The 18,692-nt window shown below is 56.1% G+C and carries 11 protein-coding genes; 2 read left to right on the top strand and 9 right to left on the bottom strand.

The annotated features are described in order from the left end of the window. Positions 1 to 5 precede the first annotated feature (5 nt). Positions 6 to 1,460 carry a xanthine dehydrogenase small subunit gene (xdhA, locus tag ARC39_RS04475; protein WP_068110699.1) on the bottom strand — a complete coding sequence of 485 codons (1,455 nt, stop codon included), beginning with the start codon at positions 1,458 to 1,460 and terminating at the stop codon, positions 6 to 8. 123 nt (positions 1,461 to 1,583) lie between these two features. Here xdhA and ARC39_RS04470 point away from each other — a divergent pair, with 123 nt between their 5' ends. After that, positions 1,584 to 2,504, top strand: coding sequence for a LysR family transcriptional regulator (locus ARC39_RS04470; RefSeq protein WP_068111632.1), 921 nt, complete (start codon positions 1,584 to 1,586; stop codon positions 2,502 to 2,504). Positions 2,505 to 2,682: 178 nt separating this feature from the next. Here the strand turns inward: ARC39_RS04470 and ARC39_RS04465 are convergent, their stop codons facing one another. The 8 genes from ARC39_RS04465 to ARC39_RS04420 form a co-directional block, all read right to left on the bottom strand. Further along, entirely contained in the window at positions 2,683 to 3,369 is a 687-nt protein-coding gene (locus ARC39_RS04465; protein ID WP_068111628.1) for an IS6 family transposase, read from the bottom strand. Positions 3,370 to 3,463: 94 nt separating this feature from the next. Continuing rightward, on the bottom strand, positions 3,464 to 4,300 hold the full coding sequence (locus tag ARC39_RS04460; RefSeq protein WP_068110696.1) for a protein NO VEIN domain-containing protein: 837 nt from the start codon (positions 4,298 to 4,300) through the stop codon (positions 3,464 to 3,466). Positions 4,301 to 4,863: 563 nt separating this feature from the next. Beyond that, complete coding sequence (locus tag ARC39_RS04455; protein WP_161470929.1) at positions 4,864 to 5,295, bottom strand: DNA phosphorothioation-associated protein 4; 432 nt, start codon at positions 5,293 to 5,295, stop codon at positions 4,864 to 4,866. Then, positions 5,285 to 7,336: an AAA family ATPase gene (locus ARC39_RS04450; RefSeq protein WP_068110692.1), complete on the bottom strand. Its 2,052-nt coding sequence runs from the start codon at positions 7,334 to 7,336 to the stop codon at positions 5,285 to 5,287. The genes ARC39_RS04455 and ARC39_RS04450 overlap by 11 nt, the downstream gene beginning before the upstream one ends. A 241-nt stretch (positions 7,337 to 7,577) precedes the next feature. Beyond that, positions 7,578 to 9,665, bottom strand: a complete 2,088-nt coding sequence (locus ARC39_RS04440; protein ID WP_068110687.1) for a DEAD/DEAH box helicase family protein — start codon at positions 9,663 to 9,665, stop codon at positions 7,578 to 7,580. Positions 9,666 to 9,667: 2 nt separating this feature from the next. Next, positions 9,668 to 12,694, bottom strand: a complete 3,027-nt coding sequence (locus tag ARC39_RS04435) for a sigma factor-like helix-turn-helix DNA-binding protein (RefSeq protein WP_078059069.1) — start codon at positions 12,692 to 12,694, stop codon at positions 9,668 to 9,670. Positions 12,695 to 13,391: 697 nt separating this feature from the next. Further along, positions 13,392 to 16,673, bottom strand: coding sequence for a TM0106 family RecB-like putative nuclease (locus ARC39_RS04425; RefSeq protein ID WP_068110680.1), 3,282 nt, complete (start codon positions 16,671 to 16,673; stop codon positions 13,392 to 13,394). Positions 16,674 to 16,683: 10 nt separating this feature from the next. After that, positions 16,684 to 17,526, bottom strand: coding sequence for a hypothetical protein (locus ARC39_RS04420; protein WP_149866309.1), 843 nt, complete (start codon positions 17,524 to 17,526; stop codon positions 16,684 to 16,686). A 143-nt stretch (positions 17,527 to 17,669) separates the two neighbouring features. Here ARC39_RS04420 and ARC39_RS04415 point away from each other — a divergent pair, with 143 nt between their 5' ends. Continuing rightward, positions 17,670 to 18,668, top strand: a complete 999-nt coding sequence (locus ARC39_RS04415; RefSeq protein ID WP_068110674.1) for a helix-turn-helix transcriptional regulator — start codon at positions 17,670 to 17,672, stop codon at positions 18,666 to 18,668. Positions 18,669 to 18,692: the final 24 nt, after the last annotated feature.

The raw sequence follows: 18,692 nt of genomic DNA, 5'->3' as shown, positions 1-18,692 counted from the left end.
CCTCCTCAGGCCGTCTTGCGGCCGGAGACCGGCGCGCTGACATTGTCGCGATAGAATCGGCGAAACAGGTTCTGTGCGACCTTCATCCGGTAATCGGCGGAGGCGCGCATGTCGGTGATCGGAGTGAAATCCTCCGGCAGACGTGAGGCGGCGTGCTGCAGGCTCGCTTCGCACCAGGGTTGACCGACCAACGCGGCTTCGGCGTTGAATGCACGTTTTGGCGTGGCCGCCATCCCGCCGAAGGCAATGCGGGCAGAGGTGACGACCCCATCCTCGACCGAGATATTGAAGCCGACACAGGCCGAGGAAATATCCTCGTCCCGACGCTTTGATATCTTGTAGGCGCCATGTAGCTTCCCTGCGTTCCGTGGCACGCGGATCGACTCCAGGAACTCCCCCGGCCGAAGGTCCTGCTTGCCGTAATCAACGAAGTAGTCTTCCAAGGGCAACCGGCGCTGACCATCGCGGCTTCGCAGCGTTATCTCGGCCCCCAAGGCGATCAGCACCGGCGGAGTGTCTCCTATGGGAGAGCCGTTTGCGATGTTGCCGCCGACCGTGCCCATATTGCGCACCTGCCAGCCGGCAATCCTGTCCCAGAATGCGGACAGGTGGGGGAATGCCTCGGAAATCGCGTCCTGAGCCTCGGAATACGTCACACCTGCGCCAAGGACCAAGGTGTCCTCGGTGAGTACGATTTCTTTCAGTTCATCGAGATGACCGATGAATACCGCCGGGGAGAAACGACGCAGGAACTTCGTGACCCAGAGGCCAACGTCGGTCGCGCCCGCAATGATCGTTGCATCCGGCACCTCGGCAAGTACGGCGGCAAGATCGGCGGCATCGGCTGGCAGGATCGACCTGCTGTTGCCAGTGTCCAGATCGACCCGCACGCCGTCTCGCAACGCGGTTAACCGTCGCGCCGTTGTATCCCGCAGGTCCTCGAGAAAATCGCCCGTCGGCGTGCCGTAGTCAGACACCGACATCGCCGCGCGCACAATGGGTTCGTAGCCGGTGCAGCGGCACAGGTTGCCCTGTACGGTCGTCTCGACCTGTTCGACGCTCGGGCGCGGGGTCTGCATCCAGAGCGCGTAGAGCGACATGACAAAACCCGGCGTGCAGAAACCGCACTGGCTGCCGTGGAAATCCACCATGGCTCGCTGGACCGGATGCAGCGCGCCCTTCGGTCCACGCAAATGCTCGATGGTAACAACGTGGCAGCCATCCAGGGACGCCAGGAAACGAATACAGGCGTTGACGGTTTCGTAGCGGAGCTCACCGCCATGAAGCCGCCCGACAAGTACGGTGCAGGCGCCGCAGTCCCCCTCCGCGCATCCTTCTTTGGTTCCGGTCAGGCGTTGGTCGATCCGCAGAAAGTCCAGAAGCGTCGAGTCACTTTCGACGTCGGAAAGAGACACCTGTCGTTCGTTCAGGAGGAAACGAATTTCGCTGCGGGTTTGCATGGCTTCCCTTTCCGTTACCGACGATTCCAAACGCCGTTGACGCTAGACGAGCGTCCGTCTTCAACAAAGACAGCGGATTGGATAAGTTATTTCAACGGATCGTTGAAAATGGGAGCGGGTCGGTTGCAGTACCTTGAAAGCCTTAAGGTCTTTGCGCGCGTGGTCGAGTTGGGCAGCATCACATCAGGCGGGCGCGATCTGCGTCTGACCCCGGCGGTGGCCAGCAAACGGATCAAGGAGTTGGAATCCCGGCTCGGAGTGCGCCTGCTCAACCGCACAACTCGTACCCTGACACCGACAGAGGCGGGGCAGGTCTTCTACGACCATGCCATCAAGGTCGTCGCTGCGCTGGAGGATGCAGAGGCTGCGGTGGCCGGGATATCCGGAGCGCCACGCGGCACAGTACGGGTCCTGGCACCGCTCGGTCTCGGGCGGCGCATCGTGGCGCCGCTGGTCCCCGAATTCACCGATGCCTACCCTGATGTGACCGTCCGACTGCGTCTCTCGGACAGAAAGGTCGATATGCTGGAGGACGGGCTCGACGTTGCTTTCCACCTCGGCGCCCTGAAGGATTCGACCCTCAAACTGCGCAACATCTTGGAATGCGAACGTGTGCTCTGTGCCGCTCCGGACTATCTGGAAGCGCGCGGGATGCCGGATACACCCGACGACCTGATTGATCAGGACCACAACTGCCTGCTCCTCCGTTTTCCGCGCTCTCCGGAGTACTTCTGGACCCTGAAAACCCCGGATGGTTCGCAAAACGTCTCAGTTCGCGGTCGCTACGACGCGGACGATGGCGATGTACTGACCGATTGGGCGCTTGCCAGTCGCGGCATTGCCAACAAGCCACTATTCGACGTGGCGGACCATCTCGCGTCGGGCGCACTGGTCGAAGTGCTCCCCAACAACCGACCTGTGGCATCGACACTCGGGTGCCTCTATCCGCACCGCCGATTTCAGGATCCCAAGGTGCGGCTCTTCATCGACTTCGTCGCGGACAGGTGCCGGAGCAGACTCAAGAATCTGCTGAGCGTGCTCTAGGAAAGTCGCGGTAGTGTCAGATCGCACCCGGCTCCGAACACCGGTTCATGGATTCCCGAACACTCCCGGCGAAAGAACCCGCGCAATCGCGCATATTCCAAGTTGGTGCTGCGATACGAATTCGAACCGGTCTCAGGTCGGACAATAGCCCTGCCCCTTACAAAGCGCCAAGACCACGCTACCCGGCGAGAGCGGCGGCACGGATTTTTTCAGAGTTGGCTCTGGTGGAGAGGCCGCACTCCGAATTGAAGTAGTTGAAGACTGAGGTGTGGACGGCGGCAAACATTTGCAATCTTCGCATTCGCTGAAAGCGCTGCATTGCCCTCTCTCGTCGTCGGAATGGCAGGTGCGAATTCTCTGCCCGACTGCTGAGCCAGCGGCCCGTTTCCTGCTGATCTACGGCGCCGATTTCCCTCGCCGCGGTACCATAGGTTCGGAGCCGGTCGGTCTCGATGACTTCCGGTCGGCCGCAGCGCTTCTTTGGTTTTCGTATGAATTTCAATGCCGCCTTCCGGTCGCGCGTCTTCGTCACGGGATTTTCGAGAACCTCGCCTTCGTGATCGACCGCCCGCCAAAGGTAGTGGCGTTCCCCACTGATCCTCACGAACATCCCGTCCAAATGCCATCGCCATTGTGGCCTGGAGCGTAACCGCTCGGCGCGTTTCTGGCGGCTCTCGGCCGCGAACATTGGGCCGAAACGGTGCCACCAAAATCGCACCGCCTCATGGCTGACATCGATGCCGCATTCGTGCAGCACGTCTTCAACGTTCCGTAGCGAACGTGGAAACCGCACATACATCATCACCGCGACGCGGATGCATTCTCGGCTAGTCCTAAAGTACTTGAACAGGTCGCCTCTCGCCATGCCGGGACGCATGTAAGCAGCCTACCCCGTAGCAATCCAAGTTCTCCAGACGTCGCCGTGGCACGAGCAATCGACGCGCGCTTTCCGCTGAGCTTCAATGAAAGCTCGCCTGAAACGAAGTAGCCGTCAGCGAGACATGCGCATCTAGCGGCGGATGGAGCTCAAACGCTTTTGGCTCACGTGCGAAATTCCACAGCCTGAACAGGCACCATTCTGAGCGCCGTTCGTTCGCGACTGCCAACTCATTGCGCGATATGTGGAATGGAGTCCGCTCCCAGCCATTCGTGGTTTTTACTTCGATAAGACGGGACCTGCCATCCAGCGCGAAGCTCGCAATATCGTAGCCCGCGCCGTCACCATCTTCCTCGGACACCCAGCGCACCTTGCGTGCCAGATCAGCGCGTCCTGCCGATCTCAAAGCGCTGCGCTCGTGCTGCAAGACTCGTTCTTCGCCTTCGCGCCCAAGCGCCATGTTCCTTTCATCTCGCTCCGCCACATTGAACTTGCGCGCGATGTGCAGCATCTGCTCCAGTTCCTGCGGCGGCGGTTGATTGGACAAGGTTGGCGGCGGGCCAATCCATATCGGTACCGCCTCGCGAAGAACCCCTGCATTGGCTGTAGGTTTCGTACGATCGAGCCAGGAGGGGTTCAGCGCCAGCCACCGCGCCACGGCATCCACCAGCGTCATCTGAAAATTGAACGCTGGCTTGTAGCCGAGGATCCAGTTTTCCCCGAGCCCTTTGAGCACTGCGCTGATGTTCTGATGCTTGAACTCGACCGATCCCTCGGACCGATCGTGCAGCAATGGCAGAAGCGCCCGCCGGTGCTCGGCCTTGTTATAGCGGTGCCCAGCGATGTCATCGACGAGCATCGCAAAGTAATCCGTGACGATCAGGTCGTTTTCTTTGTCTGTCCAGGGCCCATTCGACATGCCGCCAGGCTATGAGCGGAAAGTCTCTTTGTCATCAAAGACTTTTCGCGGCCTTTTGCGTCAGCGTGCACAGTCACGCCGCCTTTGGGTGTCTCTGTTCGCACCGATGGCAGTCGAAATCACCTCAACTGCGGCGCAGTCCATTCTCGCCAAGTGTCTGAAAAGAAATCCAGTTTCGAATCCGTCTCAATCTGGATACGGGGCGGATGGAAAGAGCCCCGGGGCGTTCAGAGACCGATTTCAGCCGGACTGCCAGTCTTTGAAAGTCGTGCAGCCTTGCTAAACCCTATTGAACCAAAAAGAAAAAAGGCCCCGCTGGGGACCTCATCACGGGTTCGCGAATGGTTGGTGGCGGAGGGGACAGGACCGAAATCGAACGTTCTCCGCCTAAGGTATTGAATTAAATATTGTCAAAAAGGTTATTCGGCAACCTAACGGCTCTACGTGGATTATACAGGAATCATCAAAAGATTTAGTGCGCCTGCAGCATCGGATACTATGAATACAGCCGGCTGCACATGTTCACTTTCATCCACAGGCGAAGGTAAGCAACAAGTACCCCTCTAAAAATTTGCCAACTCTGTAATGTCATCAAGCATCGTATGTTCATCCTCCTCTCGCTGGACGAGTGCCAGCAGGCCTTCGCGCCAGTCTTGCTTGCCATCCCAAATCTCGCGTTTCATGATCTCCAAGCCGCCATTTGCGTACTCCTCGAAACACAAAACCCTCGCAACCTCGTTGGAAGGTGCAATCATCTTCGGATCGCCCGATTCCTCGATTGCCAAAATGCTCATAACCGTTCGATCGAAATCACCTCGAAAAATCTCGAGATCAATTGGCTCAGAGCTCTTCTTAAACTCTTTTCGATTGCCACGTCGAAAACCGAGAGCGGCTGCGAAAACCAAAACATCCTTGTAGGTCGAAAAAAATCCTCCCTCCCGTAGCTCGTTGAGCATGTCATCAAATTCGGCAGGTCGTCTCACTCTAGCGGCCAAGGTACCCCTCCTCAATCTTTGTAAATTCCGGGCCATCCGTGCGCTTCACGTAGCTGTCGTCTTCATTTCTTCCTGCAGACTTCGGTGCGTGATAGACGAGACTGTACTCCTTACCAATGTACGGCCGGCATTTCTCGTCTACCTCTTTGCTCCATTGCGAGTTGGAAGCAAAAATCACCACCTGATCTGCAAGTTGAGGTATGTGCTCTGCAATTTTCTCTCTGTATTCCCGATCCAACGCGCCGAACGGCGAGTCCATAATAATTGGAAACACACCACCTTTGAAGAATGATCCTTTAGCACGTTTGCGTTCCTTGGCGAGGCTTACCAAGCTCGCGATGAAACTTAGACTAATAACCTGATTCTCACCCGTGGACTTCTCTGAGACAAGTTGCTTTCCAAAATTTGGAAGCTCCTTGAAGATATTTAACGTATAGTCGGGGTCAATCTCAGCATAGAAGTCCTTCCGCAGGATCGCACGGAAAGTTTCATTTACCCTCTCAGAAAGGCGTTTCCGAGTTTCCTCAGCAAGCGCTTCATGTAAATTGTCCACCAGCCTCTTACAGTCTTCTGCGAATTCCAAGCGCCGGCGGGACACGTCCTCCTTTTCGGACTTCGACTTAACTTTTTCGATATTCTTTTTTAGTTCAGCAAGCTCTTCATCGTGCTGTTGGATCGCATCACTTGCCTTGGCGATTGTGACCTGTTCGCCTGCTTGGAGTCGACCAAGCTTTGTTCGCCGCTCTTCTAGGCGTTTCACGTCTTCAATTTCGGATGAACCGAAGGTGTTGCTTATTTCATCCAATTCCTCGGCAATCGACTTTTGGCGCTGTCTAAGTTCCGCCTCCTTAGAAGACCAAATATCTATTTGCCTATAAAGCCTTTCACGCTCTCGAGGCATTGCACGCAGATTGCTTACCGTCTCTGTGAAGGCAGCCTCCAAATCTTCGCCGGTTGCCTTGTCACGATAGGCCTCGACGGCGTCTCGCTCGGAAGACCCGACCTCTAGTGGACTTCCGCAGATGCACCGGCGTGCATGCAACAGATCATCAACGAATGTGCGGCGTATCTTGTAAGGAAGTTCTCCCCGTCGTCTACAATCTTCCAGCTTTTCAGACACTTTTGAAATGCTCTCCGGAAGAAACGCAAGAGCCCCCACTTGAGAAATCATCTCCATGCGCGCCCGACGCAGTTCTTCAAGGTCGTTTTTTACGCCCTGGCTTTCATCTTCAAGCGCACGACGCCGCTCAGCCTTCGCTTTGACGTCGGAAATTTCCTCGTAGGCAGCGTTGATCGAGTCAATTTCCGTCTGATAACCAGCTAGATTGCGCTGTGCCAATGCCTTGGCTTCTTTCTGCTGCTCTTTATCTCCAATACATTTTTCCTGACGGGACAAAAGCTCGCGATAATCTGAAGACGCTGTCTCACTTGCCTCGCGACGAAGCTCTTTTATGACAAGCCGCCCCAAATGGTCGCTCGCCCTTTCAACGATTTCTAGTCCCATCAACGTACGAATTGCATCCCGAATTTCACCAGCCGCCGAAACATTTGCGAGCTTCTCAATTCTTTCACCATTAAAGAAAAAATATGAGTGCATCTTATCCGGTATAAGTTGATTGATCTGGTTGGATGGGTTTTGGGAGCGCTGAAATTTACCTTCTGCATCCACCCAACTTAGGTTGGGCACAGACTTTCCTATAGGTTCTGCCCTTAGGCCTTCATCCAGACGACGATACTCTTGTTTCCGACTCGCCGTATAAATCGATCCCTCGTGCTCAAACTCAAGCTCAATAAATAGATCTACGATGTTGTCCGGTTCTGTTTTTGAAAGAGCGAGCTCGTTAAGGATCGTTTGCTCGCCTGTATCAAAGTCAGTTTGTCCATACAGCACCCATTTAAAGGCATTTAGAAGCGAGGTTTTGCCAGAGCCGTTTTCCCCATGTATAACGGTAATACGCGCCTGCTCATCGGTTTCGAAGTCAATGACGCAGTCGCCGTAGAACTGTCTAAAATTCCGAAGAACAAGGCGTTGAATTCTCACCTTTTCACCTCGCGTTCAATAAGCTGTTTGATGCGCTGCGCGATCTCTTTTTCAACGCCACCTGCAGAACTCAGGTTGCGGTAACTCTGATATTCATGCTCGATTTCGAGTATCTCATTTACACTAGACCTCACGCGCGGTGACGCTGCCTGTAGTATATCGCGGGGTGACAGGTTCTCACTGCTCATCTGACGTCGGCCCTTTCTCGGCGTAAGCGTAAGTATTGTTGGGAAAAAACAATCTAGTGATCAAGAAGTCTGAGCCTCTCCTTGATCTCCCGTATCTTGGATAGCGCTTCTCCATGGTTCTCGGCAAGACCTGCAAACTCATTGAACCTGGCAAGCTCCCGCCTCATGAGCGATCGTTCAACACTGGAAACACCCTTGTCATCCAGGAGCTCAGGGCTCGGCGTCACAATGAAGTCGTAAATTTTCGCGCGGTCCTTGCCGCGGAACCTCCGCAAAACACGACCTCTTCGTTGTATGAACTCCTTGGGGTTTGTTGATGAAGCAAGGATAAATGCTGTTTGTGTCATTGGCACGTCGACGCCCTCGTCCAGGCAACGAATGGCAAGGAGAACTTGAAGCTCTCCTGATGCGAACTGCGATAGCAGCCGTTTTCTCTCTGCAGCATTTTCCTCAGAAGTGAACTTGTTCGCGCGTAATCCTAGACCAGATCCAATCCGCTCAAGTGCCGTGTCGATGTACCGCTTTTCTTCTTCTTTGCTGTCGCCACAGTACACGAGGGTATGGTGTACTTTCTCTTGGTTCTTCAAGAGCTGGAGGAGCGCTGGCAGCTTTCCCCGGGCCTTCCCGATAAGCCGTGCGCGGCGAATTAGCAGGCGTTTGAGAGCTTCACTTCCATCCTGATCGTCGGGTTTTTCGCCTTGGGCGAATAGTTTGCTGATTTGAATGGATAGCTCATCATACTCAATCTGCTCTTCTTCATCGAAATGAACCAATACTGGATAGTAGAAATAGCGACATAGAAAGCCGCCGTTGATTGCTTTATCGAGGCCAAACTCAAGGACCGTTTGCCCAAAATAGCGTTGAAGCTCTGATGTGCCCTCCTCATCACCGGAACGTTCAGGTGTGGCAGACAGACCGAGCCGGAACTGCGCGTTCTGCGGCAATGCTTCGAGCGCGTTGCGCGCGCCTAAATTGTGCATTTCATCACCAACGAACAGAAGATGACCAGGCGCTTGCTCGATAAGCACTTGAAAGGGGTTGTCACGTAGGGATGCGTTTACAACGATGAACATTCCATGGTGACGGACCTTCGCCCGTAGATCATTGAGAAGGCTCTGTGCTTTGTTCATCCAGCGGTTTAAGCCGCCGTAACACAGTATGGGGTCGTACCCGAACTCGCTTGCTTCCTTCGCCCATTGCTCAGCTAGATGCTGGTAGGGCACCGCAATAACGGTCAAAAGCTCACCTTGCTTCGACGTGATGTACTCGTTCAATCGGGTTACGGCGGTCAGTGCGGTTACGGTTTTTCCGGTTCCCGTCGCCATGTGGAGAATGCCTTTTCCGTTGTTCTTGAACCAGTTTTTTATTCCCTCCTCCTGATAATCCCGAAGCCCACCATCATTCAAAAAATGTGAGGGAATACGAGGGGATTCTATTCTGGGATCTTGGAAAAGATCGTAGTGGCGAGCCGATCCGCGAGCTTGTGCAACAAAGGCACTTAGATCGGCTTCTTTCGGATCATATACTGCTAAGTTCGGGTCGTGGCCCAGCCACATGCGCTCAAAAGATGATCCGATCGCATCGTTGCGACTCATGCTCTCCTCTGAGGACCAATCGCAAAAAACGCTGAATGCCTCCCAATTTGTCCGCGCACCGCCAGTCAGATTGTATGAGCCAAGAAAACCGATTCGATTGCCTTCCTTGTCGCGGAACTGTCCCTGTTTTGCATGCATAATACCTGACAGGCGGTTGCGCGGAATGCCAATCTTGAAGGTAAGGACGCCGTCTAAGATCAACCAACCCATAGCTTCACGAGTGCGCTGTGTTAGTTTCGAAAATAGCTCTTCATAGGATCGAGATATAGCATCCCGGACCTGCTTTTCCGCGCGCTCTGCATCAACGACAAGCGCCCGAAAGTCCTCCTCGGAAAGCTCAGGAGAGATAATCCATCGTGCTTTTCCACCGGCGCGCGCGAACTCGGTTATCCCATGAGCCGCGTCGCGCAGCCAGGCCGTGCTAAAATATCCAACCGCGATGTCATAGGTCGACGCACGCTCGAGAACCGGGTCAAAGAAGTCAGCAATCGGGTCATGCTCGGTCGTTGTCACGTAAAAGGGCACCGAAACATCCATCAGGCTCATGGTCAGATCCCAAACTCTCCCAGTAGTTTATCGAGAATCTCGTCATCACCCTTACTTGGCACGTTTTCTTCTGACGGATGCACGAGCGCAGGATCTAGACCTGTAAAGTCTCGAAGGCCCTGTTGCGCTAAGTAGTTTCTTATCCCAGCGAGGTCGACGGTTCCGTCCGCGGCCGGCTTCGACGCCATATCTCGAGCCTCTACATACCTACAAATTTCATTCGGTGCCTGCTTCAAGCGAACAAGATCGTCTTTAACCTCAAAGAAATCCAACCCCGAAAGGAATCCCTTGAGGAGGCGAGAACGATTTTCACCAACGATCGGCGAAATCAGCTCTGCTAGTGCCAGCGCCGACTTTGGTCCCGAGAAAAGTGCAAGACAGCAGCAATCACGAAGCCGTTCTTGATGCTTCTCATCGCCAAACACACGGCTCGTGAGATCATAACGGCCACGGCCAACCGAAAGGGCCAGGGGTGTATTGCTAATACTGGTTGCAATTGATACCAAAGCAACCTCACGGCGTCCCTCCAAGGCCAAGGCAATTTCCTCTAGCGATTTCGGGCGGTCAGACTCCGCGAGTACTTCGATGATCGCTTCACTCAGACTCTGGAAACCTTGACCATCTCCAAAGCTGGCAAGACCAGCCATCAGACCCCGTCGTATATCAAACCGTTCATCGTCTTGAAGGATACCCATAAGCATATAGTAATCAAAATCTGGTCCATACTTTTCCGTAGAGCCTCGGAAAAGATCAGAAAAAAGAACCTTAACGCTGACAAACTGCTTGCGCTCCTGAAGTCCTACGTGAGCAATATCCCTGATTTCCTTAAGGTCTTCCGAGCTCAGCCGTAAGTTCTCATAGAGGTCATAAGTACCCCTAGCAACGATGAGCGCCTCGTCTAACCCTCCAAGAATTGATCCGATTTGTTGTACACTCTCGTCCTTTCCAAATATCTCGTGATTCATTGCTCTCACCTCGCTACAATGTAGCGAATGAGCTGCCTTGCGAAAAATTAGAATGTAACGAACAGAAGCTGGCAGGCGAGGCGCCGCGACAACCACGTCATCATCAATCACAGCTGAAAAGCTGACTTCGAGCTCTTCCTTAAGTTGCTCCAATGAAACGTCTGGAAACTTTTCCGCAATATCTGAGGGGCGGATGGGAAGCGACCCATCCTTGATTGCCGCGATAAAACGCTGCCGAAGAGAACCCTCGGGTATCTCAAGCTCTTCTGGCAGCTCAAGTAAATACTGTTCGAGCGTCCAACCTGCTTCAGTTTTGACGCTCTCATGGTCAAGAAATTCCTTTAGCCCTCCATAGCAAATATCTATTGCCAGCCGCAGTTCGGCAGCTAAACCTTTTGAAGTGGAGGAGATCTGGTCGTCAGTGATTACTCTTCGATTACCAAATACTAGGTCAATGGCATCCTCCGAATTTAGGGCAGCTGAAAGGGCTGCGATCACTTTTCCTTTGCGCATCTTCCGAAGCGCATTTGATTCTATTTGCCGAATTCTCTCTCGGGTGATGCCGTAGTCATTTGAAATTTCTTCTAGAGTACCTATCACGTCACCCTCGAGCCCATAACGGCGTTTGATCACCTCGCGCTCTCGATTGTCTCGTTCATTCAAGACCCTCCCGACGATGTCGCTAACCGTCCCTTCCCATTCTGAGACTACTGTTCTTGTGATTGGGGGGCAGGCCTCAATATCTTCAAGCGCAAGAACGGCTTCAAGCACCTCGCTGTCAGTATTTTTTTGTTCCAGAACGCGCCTAATGCTCGTAGCAAGGATTTCGCTTACGCCAATTTCGGACAGCCGCGCTGCAAGCACGTCAGAAAGCATCTGGTCAAGCTCAATTCTTGACTTGGAACCGAAGTTCCCGCGCCACCTAAGGGTTTGTACGACATCATCATAGTTGGCGAACAGCTCAGCGAATGGCATCGTGCGATCGCCATACACCTTTTCCAGTGAATTTTTTAGACGGGTCGATGGGGAACCGTTTAAGATTTCGTTTGGAAATATCAACCCCTCCATCATTCGCTGAGCAATGGCAAAGGCACGCGGTTTCTTTTCTGCCTTTAGAGGGTCCTCTTGAGGACCCTGAACATGCTCGAGTTTGTGGTCATGAAGTAATCTAGAATTGGGGGATTTGATCACAAGGTTATGTAGTTCAGCTGCAGACTTTCGGCCTAAGTTTTTTATGCGGTATTGGAACTTCTCGCGCGATTTCGTTGGTTCCCGCATGTAATCTTTGACGGTCTCCACAGGTAGTTCTATCGCCGCGTCAATTGCATTGCGCAAACGAACGGAGCACGCGCTATTGGCGACGAGTTCTTTAATTGTCAGGTCCGTGACAGGTGGCTCCTGTTCCAACGTGTCTGCCGTGCCGAGTGCTCCAAGAATCGCCTCGTTAGAGGCACCCTCCGACAGAGATTTCTGATCTTCAACGAGCTCTTGAACGACAGACTCATCTTCTGTGTCGTAAGGTCGTTTGGGACGACTTCCAGGAGAAGGTGCCGAGGTCTGCTCCCTCATTTCTTTCGGTGCTTGTTGTCGTTCAATAGGCAAGACGGCCTCTTCAGCCTTCGTTTCCGAGGCCTGTTGCAAGCGGCGTGTTGCTAAGGCCTGTTTTAGATGGCGTATCGTTTCTTCGTCAGCCTCATCACGCTGCACGGCACGCTCGGTGATCAACGGGAGGGCCGTTTCTTCCGTACATCTTGATTTGCCGACTGCGGTCGCGTTCTCATTAGACGAGCATCTCTCTCTGTCCGGGCCCGCCAATACCGTTTCCAATCTGTGTTTCGCTGCGTGGTCCGCCGAAGCGTTTGGTCCAGAACCCGCATTAGGAAGTGTGGGCTCGGTGGCTTGTTCAGGCCGCTCCTTATGAGGATTCGATGCGGCCGTAGAACAGGTTGCTTCTGCCTCATCGACTTGGGCGCAGGGTTCAACTTCAGGAGCTGAATACTGGTCCTTGGCCTTGGTTGGACTACGCAATAAGCCTGACAGTTTTTTAGCGAGGGCAGACAGCATGAACTATCGTTCAATCCATTGGTGTAGTTGTGATGACGATTTACGTGGCGATGATAGTCGGCGGAGAAGTCGTGCGCAAAGTTCCGACGTGGCGATATCCGAACATTGGTCTGAAGCTTTCACTGTTCGCAGTGGAAATTTGGCTTCTGTTCCTCCTTGTGAACGCCACCAACATTGAAACACTTAGTTGAGGTGAGCAAAAACAGCGCATCTTCAATACCTGGAAGAAGGCCATATCGACGCAGTCAACAAGTCTGAAGAGTATTGGCCCTGAGAGATCGCTTCCAGGCTTCCTCATGTCCCGACTCCACTCTCCCAAGCCTCAGATCCTGCCTGACGCGCTATTGCGACCTCAGAAAAACGCCCGGGCAACTCGCGCTCCCCGATCCTGACGGAGTAAACCTCTTTGCGGGTCCCGGTATGTGTATTGCGTTTAAAGATCGCTCCCACTGGAACAGAGGATTCCGCGGTTTCATAGGCGAAAAATTCAGGAACGTCAGGATCGTGGGGTTCCCACCACAGCGGTCCGACTTTCTTGCGGCTACCCATCTTCCGCTGAGTCAACTCTGCTTTGACAGCTGATCGCAGACGTATTGCATCGGCGTGTTCTGGGGCGCCTACCAGAAGCCGATCCGCGTTGACCAGTCGGTCCTTGAGAGTCTTCAAAGAGTCCTGAGGCAACCCAGAAATCATCCTGTCAATGTCCATCCAGTTTCCTTTCCTGCAGAGCGCATAACGTATTCACCAGCTTCATCTGCTCGACAGACTCGCACTTGGCCTCTCTCAACCTCGGGCTTCCGAACACCAGCGCAAGTCCCTTGGCCCGCGACACCGCTACGTTGATGCGGTTGAGCGAAAACAGGAACTCCATCCCACGCGATGTTTCCTCTGCCGTGGACGCCGTCATCGACACAAGGCAGACAGGCGCTTCCTGCCCCTGGAACTTGTCCACCGTGCCGACGCGGATTGCGGCTGGCAGCGCCTCGCGCAGCGCGTTGACCTGCGCGTTGTACGGGGCGACGACGATGATGTCGCTTTCCCGCATCTGGCGCGTGGCGCCGTCCTTGTCTGTCCAGGTGCCTCGTAGCAGGTCTGCCGTTGCGGTCGAGATGGCGGCGATCTCTTCGATCGATATCTGCGCATTACCCTCATGCGGCACCGGCACCCAGTATGCCCCGGCTGCGGGAAGCTTTGTTCCGTTGACGGCCTGCCGGGTGGTGTCGGGGTGGCTCGTCAGCCGACCCTCATAGACCTGATCGGAGATGAAGCGGCAGACCTCGGGATGCATCCGTCGCGAGACAGGCAGGAAGATGCCCCGTTCGGGCGGCACGGTGGTGTGGTCGCCGAGCAGCCAGTCGAGGCAGGAGAGGTTCGCGGGGTTCGGATGCGAACCCTGGATCACCTGCGGCAGCTGGCGTGGATCACCGACCAGCACGATGTTCTTTGCCGCACGCCCCATGGCGGCCATGTTCGCCAGGCCGACCTGTCCGGCTTCGTCGACGAACAGCCAGTCGAACGCCTGGACATTCTCCTCGCGACAGAAGAACCAGGCCGTGCCACCGACAACATGCATGCCGCCCGCAGCTTCGTCATTGCTGGTGGTGCGGCGCACCGCGCAAGTGTCGGGATAGCCATCATCCTCGCTCGAGGTCTTGTGAACGAGGTCGAGCGTCAAGTCAGGATCGGCCTCCTTCAGCGCACTCAGGCAGCCCATCAGCACATTTCGGATCGCCTCATGACTGTTGGAGGCCACGCCGACTCGCGCGCCCTTTCGGACCAGTGACAGGATCGCCCGCGCGGTGACATAGGTCTTGCCGGTTCCCGGCGGCCCCTGAATCGGCAGGACGGTCCCGTCCATAGCCCCTACAGCCGCGATGGTGCCTTCAACGAAGTCGTCAACGGGCTGCAACGAACCGGTGGTCAGGCGCGGCGCCGCACGAGATAGCAGGTCGTCGACTGCCCGATAGGCACGCGATCCGCATTGGTCGTTGATCACGTCTCTCAGCGCATCCGGGATCGGCTTCGGATCCAGCGGCCAGTCCGGATGCAGGTTCAGCCGATCGGCTAGCAGATGATCCTTTCCCGGCCCGGCCTTGACCATGATCCGGCGCGACCTGCGGTCCATGTCCTCGATGCTGACGGAGGTGGGCAGTCCGTCGAATACGGGTATGGTCACGCGCTTCCCGCGCCGCAGCTTGGTTTCCTGCTGTGGGAAGCGATAGCTGCGTGCGAAGGATCGTTTGACGGGTTCGACCTGCCCGACGGCTTCCAGCCCGGCCAAGGCATCGAGGTCGTCGAGCAACTCATCCTCATCCTTGGAGGCAGAGTCGAACACCGCCCATTGAGCTGGCTTTGCTTCCCGCTTGTGGAAGAGGCCGAGATTCAACAGCAGGGCCTGCCGATCTTCAGGCAGGTCCGACGCGGCCAACATGGCGCGCAGCTCCTGCGCGTAGGCTTCCTCCTGAACCTCCTTCGCGCCGGCATCCTCGGCAGGCTGCGGCCAGGGTCCCGCGGGACGTATGCCGACCAGCCAGTCGCGCAACTCCTCGGTCGAGATGCAGTCGATCCGGTTGTAATCCTCAATCTCATCCAGAATGTGCTGATCTCCCGTCTCGCGCCAGTTCTCATAGGCCACGACCGAACCGCCAGCCGTCTTGACCTCACCGTCGCGCTTGCGGCCGTAAAACGCCTCCATCGACTTGATGGAGTAGTTCGGTTCCGATCCGATCAGCCCGCCACGCACCACGGCAAATAGATCTACAAAGCGCCGTTCGCGCAGCAGGCGATCTAGGAATGCCTCGCCAATCCCGTATTTCGTCGTCAGCCGCCGCAACGCGGTGATCTCATAGGCGGCGTAGTGATAGATACGCGCCTTCGGGTATTCCTCCAGACGGGCCCGGAAGAACGCCAGAAGATCGGACAGTGCACGCGCCTCGGCTTCATGGTCATGTGCCCAGAAGGCCCGGAACGCCCCGTCGCACCAGACGCCATGCAGATATTCGAGGCCGCCCTCGAAATGCGGATCCCCCTCGATGTCATAGAAGAGATCGCCCGATTGCGGCTCGGGAAGAAGATTGAAGCCCTTTCCGGGTTCCGGTGCACGCAGTTCGAATGCCGGCTCCCCGCTCTTGCGAGCGTGCTGCAACCGGGCCTGCGACACCAGACGCAGGCGGGTACTTTCGGCCATTCCACGGACGGGGCAATCCAGGTCGGCAAGCGCCTCCATGGTCGCGATTCCCGCGGCCTCAAGCTTCTTGACCTGGCCACGGCTGATATTTGCCACGTTGAAAAGGCTGTCCTCGGTTTGCCAGATGCTGTCGCAATGCCTGGCCCAACGGCAAAGCCCGCAGTCCGCACAAGGAACCGGGCGCGTTGGCTGCGGATCGGCCACGAATGTCTCAAGCCGCGACCGTGCCGCTCTGGCATAGTGGGCAAAGTCCGCCAGCCGCAGCGTCGCGCGTTCACCAGTGCCCAGTTCGACATGCGCGAATTCCGGAGCCACGCCCTGAACGTCGGTCAGCAGGTCGGAATAGAGGACGAGTTGCAGCACATGCTTGGGATGCGGCTTCCGCTTCAGCTTGGTATCGGACACCTCGTAACTGAACGAGCCAAGTGTGGAAGGCCGATCGACACGCATCAGAAAGTCCGACCATCCACCCCAGTTGCCCGACAGGAACGCGCCCTGAAACACGACCTCGGCTCCTCGGGCCAAAGCCCTTCGCGTTGCATCGGCATCGGAAACGAGATCGCCACGCGGGACTTCGACGATAGTCAGGCCAGAAGATTTCAGCTTTTCCAGATGCGCGGCTTCATGGGCATCGCCCTGTTTTTGAAGCAGTGCCACATCTTCGCTGTCCTCGCCCGGTTCCGGCCCCTCTCCACGCAGTCGCAGAAGATCCAGTGCGGTCGAATGGGCACAACCCATGAACCGCATCAGATCCGAGGCGGAAAGAAGGACGCGACCATCCGTTTCTCGCATTGGCCGGGCCTCAGGCGACGAAGGACAGGCACGGGTCGTCCTGCCAGCGAAGCCATACCGACGGCTTCATTTCTTCGGGCCCGAGAAAGGTGCGGGCGGAAAACACGGGAATCTGTGCATCCGCCTGCTGAAGGTCCCACTCGGGCTCGGCACTTGAAAAGTCGAGGCTGCCGGCCCAGACGCCGTTCTCCCTGGACTGGATGTAGTCGTCCCCGTTGTCTTCGATCCATTCGCCGTCCTGCGCGAGCTTGAGAGCGGCAGCAGCTTCGGCATCGACAGAGGAGAGGAAATCCGGCCGGATCCTGCAGCGGCTGCGCTCGATGAGGCGCTCAAGTGCATGTTGATTGAAACTCACTCGATTGATCCGGATACCCAATTTGCCCTTCCCCGCGGACGCTGACACGCGCGTGTAAATCAAGACATTCTCGCTGAAGAGATCCACCCCATCCACGCGCGTCAGCATGGCGCAGGCGTGACGGAAAATGACAATTATCTGGTCATCGGCAATTCCGGCGCGCACGACACCTGGCGATTTCCGCAGCCGAAGCACTGACCGCTCCATCGAGCGACGGTTGGGCGACACATTGCGAAGTTCCGAAAAGATTGCTGCGTCGTCTGCCTGTGCCTTTTGAGCTTTAGAGACCGCTTGCTTGGCAAGGCCCCGCTTCAGCGAGATACGAAGGTGGCGCGGTTCTTTAACAGTGGAAAACTGGATCGTCATGTGCGTGCTCTCCGGAATCGATTTCTTTACGATTCCAACATGACGAGCCAGCACGTCAGATTCTGTCGCCCTCACGGGCACTTCGCCAGTCAGGCAGCCGACCGTTTGAAAGTGAGGCGCCACCGGAGGCAAAAGAAATGGAGGTGCGGCCTGCCGAAGTCCCTCACCATCATGAAATGCTTCACCTGATACTATCTTGCGAGGGCGGAATCACATCGACAGGCCGCAGCGATCTACTTAGCCTGCCGAGGTGTCATTTATTGTCATGGTGCCTGATGTCTTTTTCCAAAGCTTCCGACCTCCTGCGTCTCGCCGAGATGGCCACCTCCCGGCACAACGGTGTCGCGCTTCAAGAGATCGAGGAAGAATTCGGCGTCGACCGCCGAACTGCGCAGCGCATGACGAAAGCTCTGGAAGACTGTTTCCCGAACGTCGAGACGCGCAAGGACGGCGAGAGGCGCAAGTTCTGGAAGCTTCGGGGCGAGGATGCGCGCCTCATGCTCACCCGCGGAATTCGCAACAGCGAACTCGCCGCAGTTGAAATGGGCATTCGCCGCGCAGAACGGGAAGGCGCGACAAACGAGGTCAAGGCTCTGACGTCCCTCCGTGACCGGTTGCTCTCCATCATGCCGGGACCACACGCGCGCCGTGCCGAAGCAGATGCGGAAGCGGTGCTGGAGGCGCATGGTTTTGCCTCACGTCCCGGGCCGCGGGTGCGTGTGGAACCGAACATCCTGGCGACAATTGCCGAGGCCCTTAAGGCGCCGAACATGCTGACCATCGGCTATACCGGCGAGCGCGACAACGCCGCGAGGGAACGACTGGTCGAACCTTACGGCCTGCTGCTCGGCATCAGGCGCTACCTGGTGGCACGAGAAAAGGGTGGCGATGGAAGGTTCCGGCATTTCCGCCTGGACCGTGTGAGTTCGGCTCGCCTGGAGGCGCACTCGTTCCCGCGCGATCCCGAGTTTGACCTCGACGCTCACGCCGGACGGGCGTTCGGTTCATATCATGCCGAGGCGGAATACGGTGAAGTGGTCTGGCGCTTTGCCCCCTCGGCGGCCCCGATCGCCCGCGAATTTGTCTTCCACCCCCAGCAGAAAATGACCGACGAACCGGATGGTTCGCTCACTGTCCGGTTTCACGCCTCGGGATGGCTGGAGATGGCCTGGCATCTCTACCAGTGGGGCGACCGGGTCGATGTATTGGCGCCCGAAGGGCTGCGTTCCCTCGTCGCAAGTCATCAGAGGTCGGATTTTCCGGCCTTGCCTTGAGGGATGACAGGAATTGTCACGCTC

The organism is Tropicimonas marinistellae, from assembly GCF_001509585.1.
GTDB lineage: Bacteria > Pseudomonadota > Alphaproteobacteria > Rhodobacterales > Rhodobacteraceae > Tropicimonas > Tropicimonas marinistellae.
This window is presented reverse-complemented; position numbering and strand designations above follow the sequence as displayed.